17 protein-coding genes and 1 riboswitch are annotated in these 19,675 nt (G+C 75.3%); of the genes, 10 read left to right on the top strand and 7 right to left on the bottom strand.

The window, feature by feature from the left end:
* Window positions 1-9: 9 nt before the first annotated feature.
* Both Q2K19_RS03160 and Q2K19_RS03155 read right to left on the bottom strand, forming a co-directional pair.
* Entirely contained in the window at window positions 10-1,716 is a 1,707-nt protein-coding gene (locus tag Q2K19_RS03160; RefSeq protein ID WP_302767492.1) for a type III secretion system chaperone family protein, read from the bottom strand.
* Window positions 1,713-2,192, bottom strand: a complete 480-nt coding sequence (locus Q2K19_RS03155; RefSeq protein ID WP_302767491.1) for a type III secretion system chaperone family protein — start codon at window positions 2,190-2,192, stop codon at window positions 1,713-1,715. Before Q2K19_RS03155 ends, Q2K19_RS03160 begins: the two co-directional genes overlap by 4 nt.
* A 113-nt stretch (window positions 2,193-2,305) precedes the next feature.
* Here Q2K19_RS03155 and Q2K19_RS03150 point away from each other — a divergent pair, with 113 nt between their 5' ends.
* The gene (locus Q2K19_RS03150) at window positions 2,306-4,753 is read left to right on the top strand and encodes a DNA translocase FtsK (RefSeq protein WP_302767488.1); all 2,448 of its coding nucleotides are present in this window, start codon (window positions 2,306-2,308) and stop codon (window positions 4,751-4,753) included.
* A 66-nt stretch (window positions 4,754-4,819) separates the two neighbouring features.
* Here the strand turns inward: Q2K19_RS03150 and Q2K19_RS03145 are convergent, their stop codons facing one another.
* Entirely contained in the window at window positions 4,820-5,059 is a 240-nt protein-coding gene (locus Q2K19_RS03145) for a hypothetical protein (protein ID WP_302767487.1), read from the bottom strand.
* Window positions 5,060-5,155: 96 nt separating this feature from the next.
* Window positions 5,156-5,470 carry a DMT family transporter gene (locus tag Q2K19_RS03140; protein WP_302767486.1) on the bottom strand — a complete coding sequence of 105 codons (315 nt, stop codon included), beginning with the start codon at window positions 5,468-5,470 and terminating at the stop codon, window positions 5,156-5,158.
* A 52-nt stretch (window positions 5,471-5,522) separates the two neighbouring features.
* A riboswitch (guanidine-III (ykkC-III) riboswitch) is annotated at window positions 5,523-5,590 on the bottom strand.
* A gap of 93 nt (window positions 5,591-5,683) precedes the next feature.
* On the opposite strand from Q2K19_RS03140, the gene Q2K19_RS03135 reads away from it, so the two are divergent.
* The 7 genes from Q2K19_RS03135 (at window position 5,684) to pspM (ending at window position 12,025) form a co-directional block, all read left to right on the top strand.
* Entirely contained in the window at window positions 5,684-6,607 is a 924-nt protein-coding gene (locus tag Q2K19_RS03135; RefSeq protein ID WP_302767485.1) for an ornithine cyclodeaminase family protein, read from the top strand.
* Between the two features lie 71 nt (window positions 6,608-6,678).
* Window positions 6,679-8,229, top strand: coding sequence for a 30S ribosomal protein S12 methylthiotransferase RimO (gene rimO, locus Q2K19_RS03130; protein WP_302767483.1), 1,551 nt, complete (start codon window positions 6,679-6,681; stop codon window positions 8,227-8,229).
* 47 nt (window positions 8,230-8,276) lie between these two features.
* Window positions 8,277-8,855, top strand: coding sequence for a CDP-diacylglycerol--glycerol-3-phosphate 3-phosphatidyltransferase (pgsA, locus tag Q2K19_RS03125; RefSeq protein WP_302767481.1), 579 nt, complete (start codon window positions 8,277-8,279; stop codon window positions 8,853-8,855).
* Window positions 8,856-8,964: 109 nt separating this feature from the next.
* Window positions 8,965-9,528: a CinA family protein gene (locus tag Q2K19_RS03120; RefSeq protein WP_302767479.1), complete on the top strand. Its 564-nt coding sequence runs from the start codon at window positions 8,965-8,967 to the stop codon at window positions 9,526-9,528.
* A gap of 227 nt (window positions 9,529-9,755) precedes the next feature.
* On the top strand, window positions 9,756-10,205 hold the full coding sequence (locus Q2K19_RS03115) for a helix-turn-helix domain-containing protein (protein ID WP_302767477.1): 450 nt from the start codon (window positions 9,756-9,758) through the stop codon (window positions 10,203-10,205).
* 165 nt (window positions 10,206-10,370) lie between these two features.
* Window positions 10,371-11,237, top strand: coding sequence for a PspA/IM30 family protein (locus Q2K19_RS03110; RefSeq protein ID WP_302767475.1), 867 nt, complete (start codon window positions 10,371-10,373; stop codon window positions 11,235-11,237).
* A gap of 17 nt (window positions 11,238-11,254) precedes the next feature.
* On the top strand, window positions 11,255-12,025 hold the full coding sequence (gene pspM / locus Q2K19_RS03105; RefSeq protein ID WP_302767473.1) for a phage shock envelope stress response protein PspM: 771 nt from the start codon (window positions 11,255-11,257) through the stop codon (window positions 12,023-12,025).
* A gap of 17 nt (window positions 12,026-12,042) precedes the next feature.
* Here pspM and Q2K19_RS03100 read toward each other — a convergent pair whose 3' ends face one another.
* The 3 genes from Q2K19_RS03100 to Q2K19_RS03090 all read right to left on the bottom strand — a co-directional run bounded on the left by Q2K19_RS03100 (window position 12,043) and on the right by Q2K19_RS03090 (window position 17,541).
* Entirely contained in the window at window positions 12,043-15,660 is a 3,618-nt protein-coding gene (locus Q2K19_RS03100) for a multicopper oxidase domain-containing protein (protein ID WP_302772236.1), read from the bottom strand.
* 216 nt (window positions 15,661-15,876) lie between these two features.
* A complete protein-coding gene (locus Q2K19_RS03095; RefSeq protein WP_302767472.1) occupies window positions 15,877-16,722 on the bottom strand; it encodes a zinc finger domain-containing protein in 846 nt (281 codons plus the stop codon).
* A gap of 33 nt (window positions 16,723-16,755) precedes the next feature.
* Window positions 16,756-17,541 carry an SAM hydrolase/SAM-dependent halogenase family protein gene (locus Q2K19_RS03090; protein ID WP_302767470.1) on the bottom strand — a complete coding sequence of 262 codons (786 nt, stop codon included), beginning with the start codon at window positions 17,539-17,541 and terminating at the stop codon, window positions 16,756-16,758.
* A gap of 245 nt (window positions 17,542-17,786) precedes the next feature.
* Here Q2K19_RS03090 and Q2K19_RS03085 point away from each other — a divergent pair, with 245 nt between their 5' ends.
* On the top strand, window positions 17,787-18,881 hold the full coding sequence (locus Q2K19_RS03085) for a TIGR03118 family protein (protein ID WP_302767469.1): 1,095 nt from the start codon (window positions 17,787-17,789) through the stop codon (window positions 18,879-18,881).
* 187 nt (window positions 18,882-19,068) lie between these two features.
* Window positions 19,069-19,614 carry a hypothetical protein gene (locus Q2K19_RS03080; protein ID WP_302767467.1) on the top strand — a complete coding sequence of 182 codons (546 nt, stop codon included), beginning with the start codon at window positions 19,069-19,071 and terminating at the stop codon, window positions 19,612-19,614.
* Window positions 19,615-19,675: the final 61 nt, after the last annotated feature.

The raw sequence follows: 19,675 nt of genomic DNA, 5'->3' as shown, positions 1-19,675 counted from the left end.
CGGCCCGAGCTAGCCCTCGGCCGGTCCGGGCAGCGCGGCGACCGCCTCGGCGTACGCGACCCCGGTGCTGACCGCGGCGGTGAGCAGCACGACGAGCTGCGCCGGGGCCACTCCCTGCGCCAGGTCCGTGGTGACGTCGGCGGCCAGCACCAGCGTCCCGTCGCCCGCGTCGTGCACGTACGCCGCCGGCAGCAGCCGGTCGTGGTTCCAGGCGTTGCAGAACGCGTACGCCTCGGCGCGGCGGTCGGCCGGCAGCCGGCGGGCGGCCACCACGCGGGCGTGCAGGATCTCCCCCTCCCGGCCGAGCCGGCGGAACTGGATCACGGCCGCTCCCCAGCGCCCCACCACCGTGCCGTCCGGCTCCACCGCGTAGCCGTCCCCGCGGGCGTCGAGCGCGGCGGTGAGCAGCGCCAGGCTCAGCGGGGCTGGCTCCTCCTCGCCCGGCGGGCCCGGGTCGTCGGGCTCCTCGTCGACCTCGTCCTCGGCGGGCAGTGGCACCGGCTCGGCGACCGGACGCTCGGCCAGCCAGGAGGCGATCCGGCCGGACTGGTGGCCGGTGCCGTTGCGGGCGTCGAAGCTGCCGGCCAGCGCGGTGGCCAGCGCCTGGAGTTGCGCGCCGAGGGTGGCGGCGTCCACCTCGGCCGCCGGGCGGGGCCCGTGTCCGGGACGGTGGATCCGCCGCCCGCCCAGCCCGGCCTCGACGGCCAGGGCGCACACCCGCGACCCGGCGGCGGCGAACTCCATCGCGGCCAGGTCGTCCTCCGGGTGGTCCAGCCGGGGCAACTGCTCGGCCAGCACCTCCAGCCCCCGATCGAGGTGCCCGCCCAGCGCGCAGAACCGGAGGTGTGCCGCGAGCAGCGGGAACGCGGCCCGCTCCCGGCGGTGCCGGCGGTACGCCCGGACGTGCGCCCGGGCCGCCCGCGCCGCGTCGCCGGTGCGCAGCCACGGCAGCAGCCCGGCCACCAGCGCCCGCTCCGGCTGGTCGGTGCAGCCCACCTCCCCGTCGAGTACCGGCCGCAGCGCGCCCAGGGCCGCCGCCGGTTCGCCCCAGCCGGCCAGCAGCTCCGCCCGCCGTGCCGGGGCGCACCCGGGACAGCTGGCAACCGCGTCGCCGGCCGCCGCGCCGGTGGCCGACCCGGCGTCGGCGGCGGGCCCTGCGTTGCTGGCGGGCCCGGTGCTGGTGGCGGGCCCGGCGCCGGTGGTCGGGCGTCGCGGGTGTGGCGGGCCGGGCCGGGCCGCCTCGGAACGCTCCCGGCACCAGTTGTCGTACTCCCTGCGGGCGGTCGGCTCGTCGCCGAGGTGGTCGGCGAGCCGGCAGCGCAGCTCGGCCACCGGCTCGGCGTCCTCGCCCAGCCGGTCGGCGAGATCGTCCAACAGGGAGCGGGCCTGGTCCAGCCCGACCCGGGGGGTGCCGAAGAGCGCCTCTACCGCCTGCCGCTCGTGCCGCAGCAGCCGTTCCAGGTCGCCGGGCCGGCCGGGGCTGCGGTCCAGCGACGTCAGGCAGCGACGGACCGGCTCGACCAGCCGCCAGCGCTCCCCGAGGTGCAGGTATGTCTCGATCAGCGCGAGCCGCGCCGCCAGCCCGGTGCCCGGGTCGCCGGTCGCGTCGGCCCGCGCGGCGATCCGGTCCAGCTCGGCGCAGCGGGCCTCCCCGTCGGGCAGGTCCCGGGCGTCGGCGAGGGCGTCGGCCAGGCCCCGGTCGCGGGAGGTGGTCACCGGACCGACCCGCCCGGCAGGAGGCCCACCTCGGCGGCGAGCTGGCAGCCGGTGGCGATGCCGCAGTCGATGAGCTGGTCGAGCTGGTGCGGGGTGACCCCGCGTTCCAGGTCGGTGGTCACCTCGCCGCAGACCTGGGCGAGCCCGTCGTCGGTGACGTGCACGAACGCCTTGGGCCAGAGCCGGTCGTGGTTCCAGGCGTTGCAGAAGGCGTAGAGGGCGGGGACGTGCGCGATGCCGAAGCGGTGCCCGACGACGGTGCGGACCTGGAGCAGCTCCCCGTCGGCGCCCCGGCGGTGGAACCAGATCAGGCTCTCCGCCCAGCGGCCGACCAAGTCGCCGTCGGCGTCCTCGGTGACCATGTATCCCCGGTTGGCCAGCACGGCGGCGATCAGCCCGCCGGTCAGCGGTCGCAACGCCTGCGGGTGTCCGGCCAGGGGGCCTTCCGGACCGTCCTCGATCTCCGGCGACGCCATGGGGCATCCCTTCTGAGGCGAATAACACACACGACGGTCCGCTCCGTGCCGTGACACGCGGACACGACCCGGAAAAGCGGCGATCTGCCGGGCCCCGCCGTTACGGTGACTCTATGGCGGGCCGTACCTCTCAGGCGAGCCGGCGGCGCGGCGCGTCGCCGCGCGGCACCACGAACAGCCGTGCCCGCCAACCGGCCAAGAAGTCCACCCGGGCCGCTCCCCGGCGGCGAACCGCGGCCCGGCCGGGCCCGGCTGTCTACCTCGGCCGGGCCGTCGGTGCACTGTGGATGGGGGTGGCGCACGGGCTGGGCTGGGCGGTCCGCGCCGCCGGCCGGCAGGCCGCCTCGGCGCGGGACCTCGACCCCGAGCACCGCCGCGACGGCGGAGGGCTGCTGCTCTTCGGCCTCGCCCTCCTCAGCGCGGTGGCCATCTGGTTCGGCGGCGCCGGCCCGGTCGGCACCCGCCTCGCCGACACCGTCCGACTCTTCCTCGGCGCGATCGCGATCGTGGTGCCGGTGCTGCTGATGATCGGCGCCTGGCGGCTGCTGCGCACCCCGGCCGATCCTGCGCACCGCGGGCGCGGCCTGGTCGGCTGGGGCTCGATGCTGCTCGCCACCGCCGCGATGCTGCACATCGGACAGGACCCGGTCGACTCGGTGCAGCGGGACTACGCCGGCGGCCTGATCGGCGCCGGCCTCGGCGACCTGCTGGAGGCCGCCGTCACCGCCTGGGTGGCGGTGCCGCTGCTCGTGCTGCTGCTGGTGTTCGGCCTGCTGGTGGTGACCGCCACCCCGATCAACAAGATCCCGGAGCGGCTCGGCCTGCTCGCCGGCACCCTGGTCGCGCCGCCGAGCACGGACGACGCGGAGACCGAGGCGGCGGCGAAGCCGGCCCGTAAGCGGCCGGCCAAGCGGCTGCCGCCGCCGCTGGACCCGGAGGAGCTGGACGACGACCTCGACGGCGTCGACCTGCAGGACACCCTGGTGCTGCCGCGCAAGTCGCGCGGGAAGGTGCCGGCGAGCCGCAAGCCGCCGGAGCACTCGCCGCTGCCCACCCGGGCGGAGCAGCTCGCGCTCACCGGGCTGGCCGGCGACTACACGCTGCCGCCGGCCAACATGCTGGGCAGCGGCGCCGCGCCGAAGACCCGCAGCAAGGCCAACGACGAGGTGATCGCCGCGCTGACCGGCGTCTTCGAGCAGTTCGACGTGGACGCGGCGGTCACCGGCTTCACCCGCGGCCCGACGGTCACCCGGTACGAGGTCGAGCTGGGCCCGGGCGTCAAGGTCGAGCGGATCACCCAGCTCTCCCGCAACATCGCGTACGCGGTGAAGTCGCCGGACGTGCGGATCCTCAGCCCGATCCCGGGCAAGAGCGCGGTCGGCGTGGAGATCCCGAACACCGACCCGGAGAACGTGGCGCTCGGCGACGTGCTGCGGTCGCGGGCGGCGACCAGCGACCACCACCCGATGGTGGTCGCGCTCGGCAAGGACATCGAGGGTGGCTACGTGGTGGCCAACCTGGCCAAGATGCCGCACATCCTGATCGCGGGCGCCACCGGCGCGGGCAAGTCGTCCTGCCTGAACTCGTTGCTCGTGTCGATCCTCACCCGGGCCACCCCGGACGAGGTGCGGCTGCTGCTGATCGACCCGAAGCGGGTCGAGATGACCGGCTACGAGGGCATCCCGCACCTGGTCACCCCGATCGTGACCAACGCGAAGAAGGCGGCCGACTCGCTGGAGTGGGTCGTCCGCGAGATGGACATGCGCTACGACGACCTCGCCGCCAACGGGGTCCGGCACATCGACGACTTCAACCGCAAGGTGCGCAACGGCGAGATCAAGGCCCCGCCCGGCAGCGAGCGGGAGCTGCGGCCGTACCCGTACCTGCTGGTGATCGTGGACGAGCTGGCCGACCTGATGATGGTCGCGCCGCGCGACGTGGAGGACTCCGTCGTCCGGATCACCCAGCTCGCCCGGGCCGCCGGCATCCACCTGGTGCTCGCCACCCAGCGCCCCTCGGTCGACGTGGTCACCGGCCTGATCAAGGCGAACGTGCCGTCCCGGCTGGCGTTCGCCACCTCCTCGCTGGCGGACTCCCGGGTCATCCTCGACCAGCCGGGTGCGGAGAAGCTGCTCGGCCGCGGCGACGGCCTGTTCCTGCCGATGGGGGCGTCGAAGCCGATCCGGATCCAGGGCGCCTGGGTGACCGAGCGCGAGATCCACGACGTGGTGAAGTTCTGCAAGGACCAGCGCGAGCCGGAGTTCCGCTCGGACGTGCTGACCGTCGCGCAGGACAGCAAGAAGAAGATCGACGAGGACATCGGCGACGACCTGGACCTGCTGGTGCAGGCGGTGGAGCTGGTGGTCACCTCGCAGTTCGGCTCCACCTCGATGCTCCAGCGCAAGCTGCGGGTCGGGTTCGCCAAGGCGGGCCGGCTGATGGACCTGATGGAGACCCGGGGCGTGGTCGGCCCGTCCGAGGGGTCCAAGGCCCGCGACGTGCTGGTCAAGCCGGACGAGCTGGAGGAGGTCCTGGTCGGCCTGCGCGGCGCCGAGGAGTAGCTCGAACCTGTCATGCGACGAGGGCCCGCCGGGATCCGGCGGGCCCTCGTGGTGCTGGCGGTCCGGTCAGGAGTTCAGGATCGCGGCGGCGATGATGTAGCCGAGGACGGCGCCGACGACGCTCGCGACGGCGGCGTACCAGCCGAGCGGCTTGTCGCCGAGCACCGCGCCGACGATGCCGAGGATCAGCCCGACCAGGCCGAGGAACGGCACGAAGATGGCGATGGCGGCGAAGACGAAACCGAGGATGGTGCAGATCCGCGCGGCGTTGCCGCGGGGGCGGGTGGTGGCGGGCATGTCGGCCATGGTGTCCTCCGTCAGTGGGTTCCTCTCGGGTGGGGCGAGGAAGAACTACCCGGATCGGCCCGCTGTCCAAACCGGACGTCCGGGCAGGTCGGAGGATCAGTGGAAGAGCTTGAGGCCGACCACGCCGGCGACCACGAGCAGCAGGCAGGCGATCCGGGGCAGGCTGGCCGACTCGCCGAGCGCCAGCATGCCGACCAGCGCGGTGCCGACCGCGCCGATGCCGACCCAGACCGCGTAGCCGGTGCCGACCGGGATGTCGCGCAGCGCGTACGCCAGGCCGGCCATGCTGGCCACCAGCGAGACGGCGAAGACGGCGGAGGGGAGCGGGCGGGTGAAGCCGGCGCTGCGGTCGAGGGCGATCGCCCACGCGGTCTCCAGCAGTCCGGAGAGCACCAGCACGAGCCAGGCCATGGGTCACCTCTGACGGGACGGCCCCGGCCACCGGGGCCGGGACGGGCGGTCACACGGGGCGTCTTGGCCTGACCGGGTACGCCCACCACTCGTCCGGGGCGGCGCGGGGCCGCCGAAGCCGACGCTAGCACCGCCGGGGCCGGCGGGCCGCCGTGGTGACCAACCCCACCATCGCTGGAGTTCACGCGAACTTCAGGTTGCACCATGGTCGGCATGACCGTGCTCTTCTCCGACGAGGATGTCGCCGCCGCCGTGGACGCCCCGCTCACCGTCGCCGCCATGCGGGACGCCGTGCTGGCCGCGTACGAGGGGCGGCTCATCGCCCCGCCCCGGGCGTCCGCGCCGCTCGGCGGCGGCCGGATGGTGCTCACCGCCGGCCACCTCACCGGCGAGTGGTACGGCTTCCGGTCGTACGACACGTTCGGGCACCTGGAGAGCGGGCAGCTGGTCGTGCTGCACGACGCCCGGACCGGGGCGGTGCGGGCCATCGCGGTCGGGGAGGAGCTGGGTTCCCGGCGCACCGGGGGACTGGGCGGGGTGGCGGTGGACGCCCTGGCCCGCCCGGACGCGGCCACCCTCGGTGTGGTCGGCTCCGGCCGCCAGGCGTGGACCCAGGTCTGGGCCGCCGCCGCGGTCCGCCCGTTGCGCGAGGTGACGGTGCACAGCCGGTCGGCGGCCCGGCGGGAGGCGTTCGCCGCCCGGGTCCGGGCCGAGCTGGGCGTGCCGGCCCGCGCGGTCGGCTCGGCCGCCGAGGCGGTCCGGGAGCGGGACCTGGTGGTCCTCGCCACCACCAGCACCACCCCGGTGCTGGACGCCGCCGACCTCGCCCCCGGCACGCACGTCAACACCGTCGGCTTCAAGCAGGTCAACCGGCACGAGTTCGGCACGGACCTGCTGGACGCCGCCGACCTGCTGGTCACCGACTCGCCCGCGCAGGCCGCCGCGTACGTGCCGCCGATGCTCACCGCCGTCGAGCCGTACGCCGGACGGCTGCGCGACCTGGGCGCGGTGCTGGCCGGGGCGGTCCCGGGCCGGACCGGCGCGGAACAGATCTCGGTCTTCTGCTCCACCGGCCTGGCCGGCACGGAGGTCTTCCTGCTCGACCGGCTGGCCCGGGTGGGCGCGGCCGCGCGCTGACCGGCGCTGTGAGCCGGCCGATGCCCGCGGCCCGCCGTCGTGGGCTTCCCGGCGTGGCCCGGTACCCTCGGATGGTGTCTGCCACCTCCCCTTCCTTCGACGACTCCAGCTCGGCGCGTCCGGTGCCGCGCCGCGACCTGGAGCCGTCGCCCGACGGCCGCCGCGTCGCCCTGCTGACCCTGGGCTGCGCCCGTAACGAGGTCGACTCGGAGGAGCTGGCCGCCCGGCTGCACGCCGACGGCTGGCAGGTGACGACCGACGGCGAGGGCGCCGACGTGGTGGTCGTGAACACCTGCGGCTTCGTGGAGAAGGCCAAGCAGGACTCGATCCAGACGCTGCTCGCCGCCGCGGACACCGGCGCCAAGGTGGTCGCCGCCGGCTGCATGGCCGAGCGGTACGGCCGCGAGCTGGCCGACAGCCTCCCCGAGGCGCAGGCGGTGCTGAGCTTCGACGACTACCCGGACATCTCCGCCCGGCTGAACGCGGTGGTCGCCGGCGAGGCGATCGACGCGCACACCCCGCGGGACCGTCGCGAGCTGCTGCCGCTCACCCCGGTGAAGCGGCGCGAGGCGGCGGTGTCGCTGCCCGGCCACGGCACGCCGGCCCGCGCGGTCGCGGAGACCGACGAGCACACCCCGGCGCACCTGCGGCAGGTGCTTCGGCACCGGCTCGACACCGGCCCGGTGGCGTCGCTCAAGCTGGCCAGCGGCTGCGACCGGCGCTGCGCGTTCTGCGCCATCCCGGCGTTCCGCGGCGCCTTCGTCTCGCGCACCCCGGACGAGCTGCTCGCCGAGGCGGAGTGGCTGGCCAAGACCGGCGTCCGTGAGCTGGTGCTGGTCAGCGAGAACTCCACCTCCTACGGCAAGGACCTGGGCGATCCGCGGGCGCTGGAGAAGCTGCTGCCGCAGCTCGCCGCGATCGACGGGATCGTGCGGGTGCGGGCCAGCTACCTCCAGCCGGCGGAGACCCGACCCGGCCTGGTCGAGGTGATCGCCACCACGCCCGGTGTGGCTCCCTACTTCGACCTGTCGTTCCAGCACTCCAGCGAGCCGGTGCTGCGCCGGATGCGCCGCTTCGGCTCCACCGACCGCTTCCTGGAGCTGCTGGCCTCCGCCCGCGCCCTGGCCCCGGCGGCGGGCGCGCGCAGCAACTTCATCGTCGGCTTCCCCGGCGAGACCCGGCAGGACGTGGCCGAGCTGGTCCGCTTCCTGACCGAGGCGCGCCTCGACGCGATCGGCGTGTTCGACTACAGCGACGAGGACGGCACCGAGGCCGCCGGCCTGCCCGGCAAGGTCTCCGCCGCCACCGTCAAGCGGCGCTACGACAAGCTCAGCGCGCTCGCCGACGAGCTCTGCTCGCAGCGGGCCGAGGAGCGGCTCGGCGCGACCGTCGAGGTGCTGGTCGACTCGGTCGCCGACGGCGTGGTGGAGGGTCGGGCGGCTCACCAGGCGCCCGAGGTCGACGGCTCGACCACCCTGGTCGCCCCGGCGGGCGGCGGGGTGGACCTGGCCGCGCTGCGCCCCGGCGATCTGGTCCGGGCCACGGTCACCGCGACCGAGGGTGTCGACCTGATTGCCGTACCGGATGAGATGATCTCGGCGGCGCCCGGCGCGGCACGGTGACGGCGGGCCCGGAGAGAGCGGGGGAGCCACGTGACGCGGTGCCAGGTATGACCGGGGCGGAGTCGACGGTGGCCCCGGTGCCCCTGCTCAACGCGGCGAACCTGTTGACCGCGGCGCGGCTGGTGCTGGTGCCGGTCTTCGCGGTCACCGTCGTCGCCTCGGGGATGACCCACGCCGGCTGGCGGATGGCCGCCTGCCTGATCTTCGTGGTCGCCTCGGCGACCGACCTGGTCGACGGCTGGATCGCCCGCCGGTTCGAGCTGGTCACCTCGCTGGGCAAGGTCGCCGACCCGATCGCCGACAAGGCGCTCACCGGGGCCGCGTTGGTGCTGCTCTCCTGGTACGACCGGCTGCCCTGGTGGGTGACCGTGGTGATCCTCGTCCGCGAGCTGGGCATCACCGCGCTGCGCTTCTGGGTGATCCGGCACGGCGTGATCGCCGCCAGTCGGGGCGGCAAGATCAAGACGGCGCTCCAGATCCTCGCCATCACCTGGTACCTCTGGCCGATGCCCGACGCGCCGGCCGGTGTCGGCCCGTGGATCATGGGTGCCGCGGTGGTGGTCACCGTGGTCACCGGCTTCGACTACATCGCACAGGCTCTCCGCCTGCGCCGCCCCACCCGCTGACCGTCCGGCGGGCCGGCGCGGCGGGTGACGGCGACGGCGACGGCGCCATGATCGACGGATCCGCGCCGAGGATGACTAGGGCGGGCCGCCGGGGGAAGAGGGGTTGGGCATGGAAACGGATGCGAAGCACGAGCGCCCCACCGGCAGCCCGGCGGCATCGGTGGTGCACAGCCTGCACGAGCGGCAGGAGACCCTGGCCACCGTCGAGTCGCTCACCGGCGGCCTGCTCTCCGCCTCGATCGTGGAGATCGCCGGGGTGAGCGGCGTCTTCCGGGGCGGGCTGGTGGTCTACGCCACCGAGCTGAAGTCGGAGCTGGCCGGCGTACCGGCGGACCTGCTGGCGGAGCGCGGACCGGTCGACCCGGACGTGGCGGCCGCGCTCGCCGAGGGCGGGCGACGCCGCTGCGGCGCGGACTGGGGGCTGGCCACCACCGGCGTCGCCGGGCCGGAACCGCAGGACGGCAAGCCGGTCGGCCTGGTCTACGTCGCCGCCGCCGGCCCCGGCGGCACCCAGGTCCGCCGACTGGACCTCGACGGTGGCCGGGCGCACATCCGCGCCGCCGCGGTGATCGAGGCGCTGCGCCTGCTGGCCGAGCGGATCCAGGCCGCCGGCGGGGCCGACGCCGGTGCGTCGCTGGACGCCGGCGACCCGGCCGGGGCGGGGCACCGGTGAGCCGGGCGGCCGACACGCCCGACCGCGGCCGGGCCGGCCGGGTGGCCCCCACCGGCCCGCCGGGCCGGAACCGGGCAACTGGAGGGGTGGGGCGGGATGTCGGCGGGCCCCGCAACGGGTACGGTTGCGGGAAGGCTCCGACGGGCGACGTCGGCGTGGGGGGCGGTCCGCCGCGCCCGGCGCGGCACGGCCGGCCGGAGATGGTGGTCCCGTCAGGGGGAGGTGCAATGGTCCTGCTACGCCGGGTGATCGGTGACGCGCTGCGGGCACGCCGTCAGGGGCAGCACCGCACCCTTCGCGAGGTCTCCTCCGCCGCCAACGTGAGCCTGGGCTACCTCTCCGAGATCGAGCGCGGCCAGAAGGAGCCCTCCAGCGAGCTGCTCGCGGCGATCTGCGACGCGCTCGGCGCCCGCCTCTCCGAGCTGCTCCGCGAGGTCAGCGACACGGTCGCCCTGGCCGAGCAGATGCCGGGCGTGCTGGTTCCGCTGGCCGACGAGCCGGTCGAGCCGACCCCGGTCGCCGCGTCCGCCGTGCGCAAGGCGACCAACCGGGGGGTCCGCCAGGTCACCTCCGACGGGTCGGTGGCCGTTCAGGTCCGCCAGGACTCGCCGCTCAAGGCCACCCTCCGCAGCACCCGGGTTCGCCCCGCCGACCGCGACGTGGTCTGCGCCGCCTGATCCGTTGCGCGCCATGGCCTCCGGTGGCGGCCGCCGCGTAGTGTTTTGATCAGGGTCGTACGGGTGCCTGGTTGGCTTCCGGCTGGAACGATGGAGGCATACCGCGCGGCTCGCCCGTCGACCAGGGTCGAGGCGGCGCGACGCTACTGAGGGGACAAGGCGGAGATGGCGAACCCGTTCGTCAAGGGTTGGAAATACCTGATGGCGCTCTTCGGCGCGAAGATCGACGAGCACGCCGATCCGAAGGTGCAGATCCAGCAGGCCATCGAGGAGGCCCAGCGGCAGCACCAGGCCCTGGTCCAGCAGGCGGCCGCGGTGATCGGCAACCAGCGCCAGCTGGAGATGAAGCTGTCCCGGCAGATGTCCGAGGTCGAGCAGCTCCAGGCCAACGCCCGGCAGGCCCTGGTCCTGGCCGACCAGGCCCGGGCCAAGGGCGAGGAGGCCGAGGCCGGGCGTTACGAGCAGTCCGCCCAGCTCCTCGCCACCCAGCTGGTCTCCGGCGAGCAGGCCATGGAGGACCTGAAGACGCTGCACGACCAGGCGCTCGGTGCGGCCGCCCAGGCCCGCAAGGCGGTCGAGAACAACTCGATGATCCTCCAGCAGAAGCTGGCCGAGCGGACCAAGCTGCTCAGCCAGCTGGAGCAGGCCAAGATGCAGGAGACCGTGGCCCGCTCGCTGGAGTCGATGTCCGCGCTCACCGCCCCGGGCAGCACCCCGTCGCTGAACGAGGTCCGCGACCGGATCGAGCGCCGCTACGCCACCGCGATGGGCCGGGCCGAGCTGGCCGGCAACTCCGTCGAGGGCCGGATGCTGGAGATCCAGAAGGCGACCCTCGACTCGGCCGGGTCGGCGAGACTGGAGCAGATCCGGTCGAGCATGGCCGGCGAGCAGCTCGCCGGCCGGCAGGAGCGGCCCGCGGTGGCGCAGGGGCAGCCCGCCCCCGCCGCCGACCCGGCGGCCGCCGCCCGGCTCGACCAGATCCGGGCCACCATGAGCAAGGAGCGCGACACCGGGGAGAGCACCACCGGCTGAGACACGGGGAGAGGGCGATGGCGGACGAGCGGGCGCGACACTTCCGTCGACTGCGCCGGCTGCGGCGCTCCGCGAGGCGGTGGAGCGTGCTGGCCGGCGGGCTCGGCGGCGCTGCGGCGGTGCTGACCCCGTACGCCGGGCTCGGCCTGCCGGACGCGGCCTGGGCCGGCGCGGCGGGCAGCGCCATCGCGGTCGCCGCGTGGCGCTGGATCGACCTGCGGGCCCTCGCCGCCGTGCCGGCGCCGCCGGCCCTCGACCCGGCGGTGGCCGCCGCCCGCTCCCGCGCGCGGCTGGTCGCCGCCGTCGAGCGGCTGCCCATCGGCCCGGGCGTGCTGGCCGAGGTACGCCGGGTCCGCTCCCGTCTGGCACTGCGCGGCACCATCGCCGCCGAGGCGTGGGCGCGGCTGGACCGGGCGTCGCTCACCCTGGCCGGGATGGCCGGGCGGCTCACCGGCCTGGCCGAGCCGGCGGTCCGCGAGGCCGCCGAGGCCGACCGGTCCCTGCGCGAACTGGCTGTCCGGGCCGCCAGCGTCGAACGCGCCCTCGACATCGCCCCCCGGGGGCCGTTGGCCGAGGTGCACGCGACCCTGACCGCCCAGTTGGAGGACGGGGTGGCCGCGTACGAGCGGCTGGTGGTGGCCGCCGCCGGCTACGTGGCCGAGGACGCCCGCCCGAGCACCGAGCACCCGGCGGCCGCCCGGCTCACCGAGGCCACCGACCTCCTCCACGGCATCGCCTCGGCGCTCGCCGAGCTCCGCACCGCCAACACCCCCCTGCGGACCCCCTGACCCGAGGGGGTCCGGGGTCAGGGCGGAGGGGTGGTGACCCGGGTGGCGCTGGTCCACGGTGAGGTGCCGACGACGTTGACCGACCTGATCCGGTAGTGGTAGATCGCGCCCCGGGTGAGGCCGGTGTTGGTGAAGCCCCGGCCGGTCACCGAGAAGTTCGCCACGTCGCGACTGAAGCCCGGGTCGGTGGCCCGCTGCACCACGAAGCCGGAGCCGGGCCCGGGGGGCGTGCCGGCCGACCAGCTCAGGATCACCGTGGCGGTGTCCGGGGCGGGCGCGATGGCGACGGCGGTCACCGCGGTCGGCACCGACGGTCGGGGTGGGGTGGTCACGGTGGCCACCGTCGACCACGGTGAGGCCGCGCCCAGGTACGTCGTCCGCACCCGGTAGTAGTACGTGGTGTCCGGGGCGACCGCTGGATCCAGGTGGGCGTCGCCGACCATGATCGCGGTGGTCCCCGGCCCGCTGGTGAACGTCGGGTTGGTGGCCCGCTGCACGTCGACCCCCGTCGCGAAGGACCGGTTTGCCCAGCGCAGCGCCACCCGCAGCGGCGCGGCCGGCGGCACCGTCGCGGTCAGCTTCGCCGGCGAGGCGAGCTGCACCGACGCCGGGACGCTGTTCGACCAGGCCGAGCAGCTCACCCCGTTCTCCGCCCGGATCCGGTAGTGGTAGGTGGCCCCGGGGGTCACCGTCGCGTCGATGTACCGGCTGGCGGTGGCCGCCACGGTGATCTCGGTCAGGCCGGTGGTGAAGGCCGCGTCGGCGGCCCGTTGCAGCAGGTGACTGGTGGCCGGCGGGCGGCTGCCGTTGCCCGTCCAGGCCAGCGCGATGGCCGGCAGCGCGGTGGCCGAGCCGGGCGCCGGGGTGGCGGTCAGCCCGGTCGGGGCCTTGGGCGCCACCCGGAGCACCAGCGGCCGGCTCATGCCCTGGTCGCGCAGCGCCGCCGAGCGGGTCCCCCAGCGGTACTCCCAGCCCAGGTTGACCAGCTGGTTGACCACGGCGGCGGGCCGCCCGTCGACCGGGCTGACCGGGCTGGCGTCCAGCCGCGCGCCGGCCGGCCGGGTCGGGTCGAGCAGGCGTACGCTGTCGCCGATCTTGAACGGTAGGCCGGGCGGGACCGGGCGCAGCGCCACGATCACGTCCTCCCGGGGGTTCACCCGGACCGTCTCCTTCCAGCCCAACTCGTTGGCATCGGGCGGACGGAGCGTGCCGTCCCAGCCGACCCGGTTGACCAGCTGCACGTCGCACCCCTCCACGTGCACCGGATGGGTACGCGGCGCGTCGCCCACGATCCGCCAGAGCTGGGTGCCGTCGGCCGGCCCGCCCACCGGGGTGGTGGGATCGGTCACGTACAGCACCTCGGTGGCCGGGTCGGCCGGCCCGAGCGGCAGGGTGGCCGGAGCGACCGGGCCGGCGAGCGGGTGGCCGACCCCGAGCCGGCCCACGGCCCGGCCGTGCCGGGACTCGAAGACCTGCCCGACCGCCTTCACCGCCAGCGGCAGGGCCACCGGGGCGACCGCGCCGGGCGGGGTGAAGCTGACCGTGGTGGCGCGCGCCGGGACCAGCGTCTCCCGGGGCGTACGGGTGCCGAAGGCTTCGTCGTACGCCGGCTGCGGCACGATCGGCGGCCGCTGGCTCGCCACGTACGCGCCGGGCAGGTGGGCGGCGAGCCGGGCCAGGTCGTACGGCCGCGCCGGGGTGCCGGCCACCCGGATCTGAAGCAGGGTGCGGGTGTTCGGGCCGTACCCGGGGCGGGTGGCGGGCAGCCCGCCGGTGCCGGTCCGGTCGGGGGCGTCGGTGTGGTGGTCGTACCGGGGGTCGAACCGGGGCAGCGGGGCCGGGCAGTCGTTGTAGAGGATCAGCGTGCTGCCCGGGGGCACGGTGGAGAAGTCGACCACCACGTCGGCCCGCTCACCGGGGGCGAGCAGCAGGGTGTGTCCGTCCACGTTGAGGACGGTCGGGTCCTGCCGGTCGTAGCGGAAGCCGATCGGCCGGTTCACCAGCACCACGGGGGCGGGCAGCAGGCCGCACTCGTTGCCGACCTGGACCAGGTCCGGGCCGGCGGCCCGGGGGTCCGGCACCCCGCCGTCGCGCCCGTCGGTGGGCCAGTACGCCGGGCGCCCGGCCGCGCGGACCGCCTCGACCATCGGCACCTCCCCGGCCTCCGGCTCGGCCAGCTCGCCGTCGTCGGTCCACATCGGCTCGTCCGAGCAGGCCCGGTAGAGCTGCAGGTGCAGGCTGCGGTCCGCGCAGGCGTTGAGGATCCGGAACCGGTACGCCCGCGGCGCCACCTCCAGGTACGGGTAGGCGACCCCGTTGACCAGCGGGGTATCCCCGTACGCCTCGGGCACGGCCGACGGGTGCGGCACCCCCGGCGCCAGGGGCGGCTCCGCCGGGTCGGCGACCGGGTCGTGGTGCGGATTCGGCACCGGGGCCACCCACGGGCTGCCCCCGCCGTCCGGGTCGTGCGTCCACGGCCCGTAGTCCCAGCGGCCCGTCGGGTTGGCGCCGGTGCTCCGGTACGGGTTCTGCCGCGGCTGGTAGACGTGCGGGTGCCAGAGGCTGCCCTTGGCGCCCCAGCGGTCCCGGTCCCAGGTCGGGTCCTCCGCGGCGAGCTGGGCGTCGTCCGGCACGAAGGTTTTGTCCTGGATCACCAGCGGGAGCTGGTCGGCGGGGAGGACGTCCTCGGCGACCAGCCGCTCCTCGGCCGGGTCGGTGAGCAGGTAGAGGGCGAGCTGTCCCGAGTAGACGGTGAGCCGGGACAGGCCGAGGGTGTTGTCGTGCAGCCACATCAGCCGGCCGCTCTGGTCGTTCGGGTAGTAGAGCGTGGCGGCCCCGGCTCCCGGCGCGGGCATGTCCGGCACCGGGATCACCCCCACCCCGGTCGGGTACGGGGTGATCTCGCCGGCCGGGGTGACCCACTGCCACGGGTTGCCGGCGCTGATCCAGCCGGTCTGCGCGCCGGCCAGGTGCGGCACCGCCCGGTTCTGCGGGTACGGCGCCGGCCCGTCCAGCGGCCCGGTGCCGGCCCCGTCGACCGTCTCGTCGACCGGCAGGAACAGCTCGCCGGCCCGGCCGGTGGGGAGCTGGTTGATGAACTTGACCCGGACCGGCCGGCCCCGCCGGGCCATGACGACCGGCCCCAGGTGCCAGGGCCGGTCCGGCGGGCTGACCGTGTTGTGCCCGGCCGGGTCGGTGCCCAGGTTGAGCTGGCGGTAGCCGCGCAGCCGGGTGGCCGGGAGGTCCCGGTGCAGCCGCTGGGCGTACTCCTGCAACCCGATCTCGTAGTAGTCGCAACCCGGCCAGGTGATGGTGTCGGGCACCGCGACGGGCAGCAGGGCGCCCAGCCCGGCGGTGGCCGGCGAGCCGGGCAGCGGCAGCGCGTCGACGAACTTGCGGATGCCGGTCCCGGGCACCGGCAGGCCGTCCCGGTCGAGCGCCGGCAGCGGGGAGCCGGCGAAGTTCGGCATCGGCCCGAAGCAGCGCGGCACGGCGGCCGGGTCGAGGCTGGCCGGGGCCGGGGCGGCGGCCTCCTCCTCGGCGGGCCGGGCGGCGGGCACGGTCGGCGTGGGGTCCTCGGCGGTCCGGACGGCACGGTCCGCCCAGCCCGGCCGGAGTCTGCGGAACAGGGCCATGGCTCTCCCCGGGATCGGGGCGCGTACGCCCACCACCCCGGCGTGCCGGGCGGACGCGCTGCTGACGATCGGTGAGCACTCCACCGCAGCATGCGACGCCGGCCGGTGGGGAGGGAAGTGCCCAATCGTCCGTATCTCGGGGGGATCTTGCCGGTTCGTGGAAGTTCCACGAATCGCCGGCGGTGGAAGCGGCTCCCCGCTACGAAGTGGACGGCGTCACCGGCGTTCCGGCTGGCAGGCCGGGCACCAGTAGGTGACCCGCTCGCCCAGCTCCTCCTTGCGGATCGCGGTGCCGCAGCGCCGGCACGGCTGGGCCCGGCGGCCGTACACGTAGCTGGTCTGCCCCCGGTGCAGCGAGCCGGTGGTGCTCTGCGTCCAGCGACCCCGGTTGGCGGCGAGCAGCCGCTGCGCGAGGGTGACCGTGCCGGCCAGGTCGGGCACCGCGCGGACCGGCGTCCACGGCGAGACGCCGCGCAGGAAGAGCACCTCGCACTTGTAGAGGTTGCCCACCCCGGCCAGGTTGCGCTGGTCCAGCAGCGCCTCGCCGATGGTCTCGTCCGGGTGGGCGGCCAGCCGGCGGACCGCCTCGTCCGGGTCCCAGTCCGGCCCGAGCAGGTCGGGGCCGAGGTGGCCGACCAGCGACTCCTCCTCGGCGGTCGGGATCAGCGCCAGCTCGTGCAGGTGATAGCCGACCGCGACCGCGCCGGGGGAGCGGAGCACCACCCGGATCAGGTGCGCCGGTCGGGCCGCCCACCGCTCGCCCGGCGCGTACGCCCGCCAGGCGCCGTCCATCCGCAGGTGCGAGTGCAGCGTCCAGTCCCGCCCGGCCCCGGTGCCCGGACCCCCGGCGGTCGCCCCGGGCGGCGGCCCGGCGGCGTCGGGCGGGGCGGTGAGCCGGAGCAGCAGGTGCTTGCCACGGCTGGTCGACTCCCGCACGGTCCAGCCGGTCAGGTCCGTCGCGGCGAGCTGCGGCACCCGGAAGTCGGAACCGGTGAGCCGGGCACCGGCCAGGGCGCGCTGGAGGACGCGCGCGGTGTTCCAGACGGTGTCACCTTCGGGCACCCCGCCATCCTCCCGCACCAGCAGGAGGTGCGCTCAGGCCCCACCGACCGGCACGAGATCCCCCGGGCGTACGCCGAGCCGGTCGACCGCCCGACCGGTGTTGACGGCGACGGCGACCAGGCCGGCGGAGTCCGGGTACACCACCAGTTCGCCGCCGGCCGCGTCGCCGAAGGTGCGCCCGCGCACCGCCGTCCGGCCGGCCACCCGCACCAGTTCCGGAAGCCCGTCGAGGAGGCTGGCCGGGGCGGCGAGCTGGACGTTGCCGAAGTGGTCCACGGTGAGCACCTCGGCGACGAACCCCTCGTCGGTGCGGTGGACCACCGGCGCCGGCAGGCGGACCAGCGTCGCCGGGTCCAGTGCCGGCCCGGCCTCGGTGAGGGGTGCGCCGAGCGCGAGCCGGGCGGCGACCGGCGCGAAGACGTCCCGACCGTGGAAGGTGCGGGAGACCGTGGGTGCCAGCCACCCCAGGTTGGTCAGCTCGACCGCGGCGGTGACCCCGCCGAGCGCACTGGCGGCGTCGAGCAGCAGGCCATTGTCCGGCCCGACGAGCAGCCCGCCCGGGGTGGCCAGGCCGATCCCCCGGCGACGGGTGCCGACGCCCGGGTCGACCACCGCCACGTGCACCCCCTCGGGCAGGTACGGCACCGTCTGCGCGAGCACTGCCGCGCCCCGGCGGACGTCGGCCGGCGGGACCAGGTGGGTCACGTCGATCACCCGGGCGGCCGGGGCGAGCCGGGCGAGGATGCCGTGGCATGCCGCCACGAACCCGTCGGCGAGACCGTAGTCGGTGGTCAGCGAGATCCAGTCGGTCCGGGCCATGCCGGAAAGGCTATCGGCGGACCGGCTGCCCGCCCTACCGGGTAGAAAGCGACGATGTTTCACTAAACCGTCGTTCGTTCGCTAATCGCTATGGAAGGGTCACTTCGGGCGCCCGACCGACTCGGGAGGGCCGGGGCTCCACGACTTCCCACGCTCCGAGCCGCCGGCGCCCGTCCGTTCGTCCGCGGTCGCCACCCGGCCTGCCGCGGGCGTCGACCCCTGTCAGTCGAGTGAGAGGAGCAGCCATGGCGACGAGGATCGCGCGGCTGGTGACAGTTGGGGCGGTGGCCGCGGCCACCGCCGTGGGCAGTCCGGCATGGGCCGACGACGGCGGCCACGGAAAGCACGGGACGCCGCGGTTCGACGTGGTCAACCAGGTCTCGGACCAGGAGCTGAACAAGGATTCGCGAAGATCGGTGCTCGTCGACCCGGACGCGGTCAACAGCTGGGGCCTGGCCCTGGGGCCGCAGACCCCGTTGTGGGTGGCCAACAACGGCACCGACACCGCCACCGTCTACCGCGGCGGGGTGGACGGCGAGCCCGTGGAGAAGGTCGATCTCACGGTCAGCGTTCCCGGTGGGCCGACCGGTGCGGTGTTCAACGACACCGACGACTTCGCGGTCCCGGACGAGGGCGCCTTCGCGCCCGCCAGGTTCATCTTCGTCACCGAGGGCGGCGATGTCATCGCCTGGAACCAGAACGCGGGGACCGAGGGAGTCGTGGTCGCCCACGAGGACGATGCGATCTACAAGGGAGCGACGCTGCTGCACACCCGCTCCGGCACCTTCCTGCTCGCCGCCGACTTCCACAACGCGCGGATCGACGTGTTCGACGAGGACTTCGACAGGGTCGACCTGCCGGACGACGTCTTCCAGGACCCGGACCTGCCGGCGGGCTTCGCCCCGTTCAACCTGCTGGCCGTCGGGGACCGGGTCTACGTCACCTACGCGAAGCAGGACGCGGCGGCCGAGGACGACGTGGCCGGTGAGGGGCTCGGCTTCGTGGACCTCTTCACCGACTTCGGGCGACACGTGCACCGGGTCGCCAGCCGGGGAACGCTCAACGCGCCGTGGGGCCTCGCCATCGCGCCGAAGAGCTTCGGCGAGTTCGCGGGCGACCTGCTGGTGGGCAACTTCGGCGACGGCCGGATCAACGTGTTCGACGGGGACGAGTTCGAGGGGCTGCTGCGGGACGACGACGGTGACGTCATCACCATCGACGGTCTCTGGGCGCTGCTCCCCGGGACCGAGAAGACCGGCGGGGAGGGCACCCTCTGGTTCAGCTCCGGGCCGGACGACGAACAGCACGGCCTGGTCGGTCAGCTGATCCGGGCGGACTGAGGGTCGGCTGATGCCCTGCCGCGCCCCCGGGACCGCCCGGGGGCGCGGCGTCCTACCGCAGCGGCCGACCCGGCGGGCGTTGGTCACCACCGCGCCGGCCGGTGAGCCGGACACCACGGGACCGGCACGCGGCCGTCGGCCGACCGGCGGGTGCCACGGCCCGCCACCCGTCCGGCAGACTGCCCGGGTGACGAAACGCCTTCGCATGCTGTCGACCGCCGCCACCGTCCTCATCGCCCTCGGGCTGACCGGCTGCGGCAAGGACTCCGCCGACCGGGACGGCGGCACCTGGGCGGACGGCCGATCCAAGGCGCCCGCCACGAGCGCGGCCGCCCCCACCGCGGCCCCGAACGCCGACGACGGCCGCCCCAAGGGTCGGCCGACCGAGAGCCCCTCCACCCCGCCGTTCACCATGCCGACCAAGGCAGCCGGGGCGCCATCCGCCCGCAAGGTGGTGGACGCGTTCAAGGCCGCCGGCCTGAAGGTGCCGAACGTCCGCGACCGGTCCACGGAGTGCGGCCCGGACGGGGGCGGCATCGGCTGCGCCCAGCTGCTCGCCACCGACGCCGTCTCCGTGTACGTCTTCCCGGACGAGGCGACCGCCACCAACCAGACCGCGGTCTGGGGCACCGACGCGTACCGCAAGGGCGCGGTGGTGCTCAACTACCTCGGCACCAGGACCACGGCGACCGAGCGGAAGCGCTACGACGACGTGCTCGCCAAGCTCGCCTGAACCGGCGTCAGCCGACGCTCCAGCAGCAGTTCGTCGTGCGGTCCGCGCCGTTCTCGCCGCC

This window comes from Micromonospora sp. NBRC 110009, from assembly GCF_030518795.1.
Taxonomy (GTDB): Bacteria; Actinomycetota; Actinomycetes; order Mycobacteriales; family Micromonosporaceae; genus Micromonospora.
This window is presented reverse-complemented; position numbering and strand designations above follow the sequence as displayed.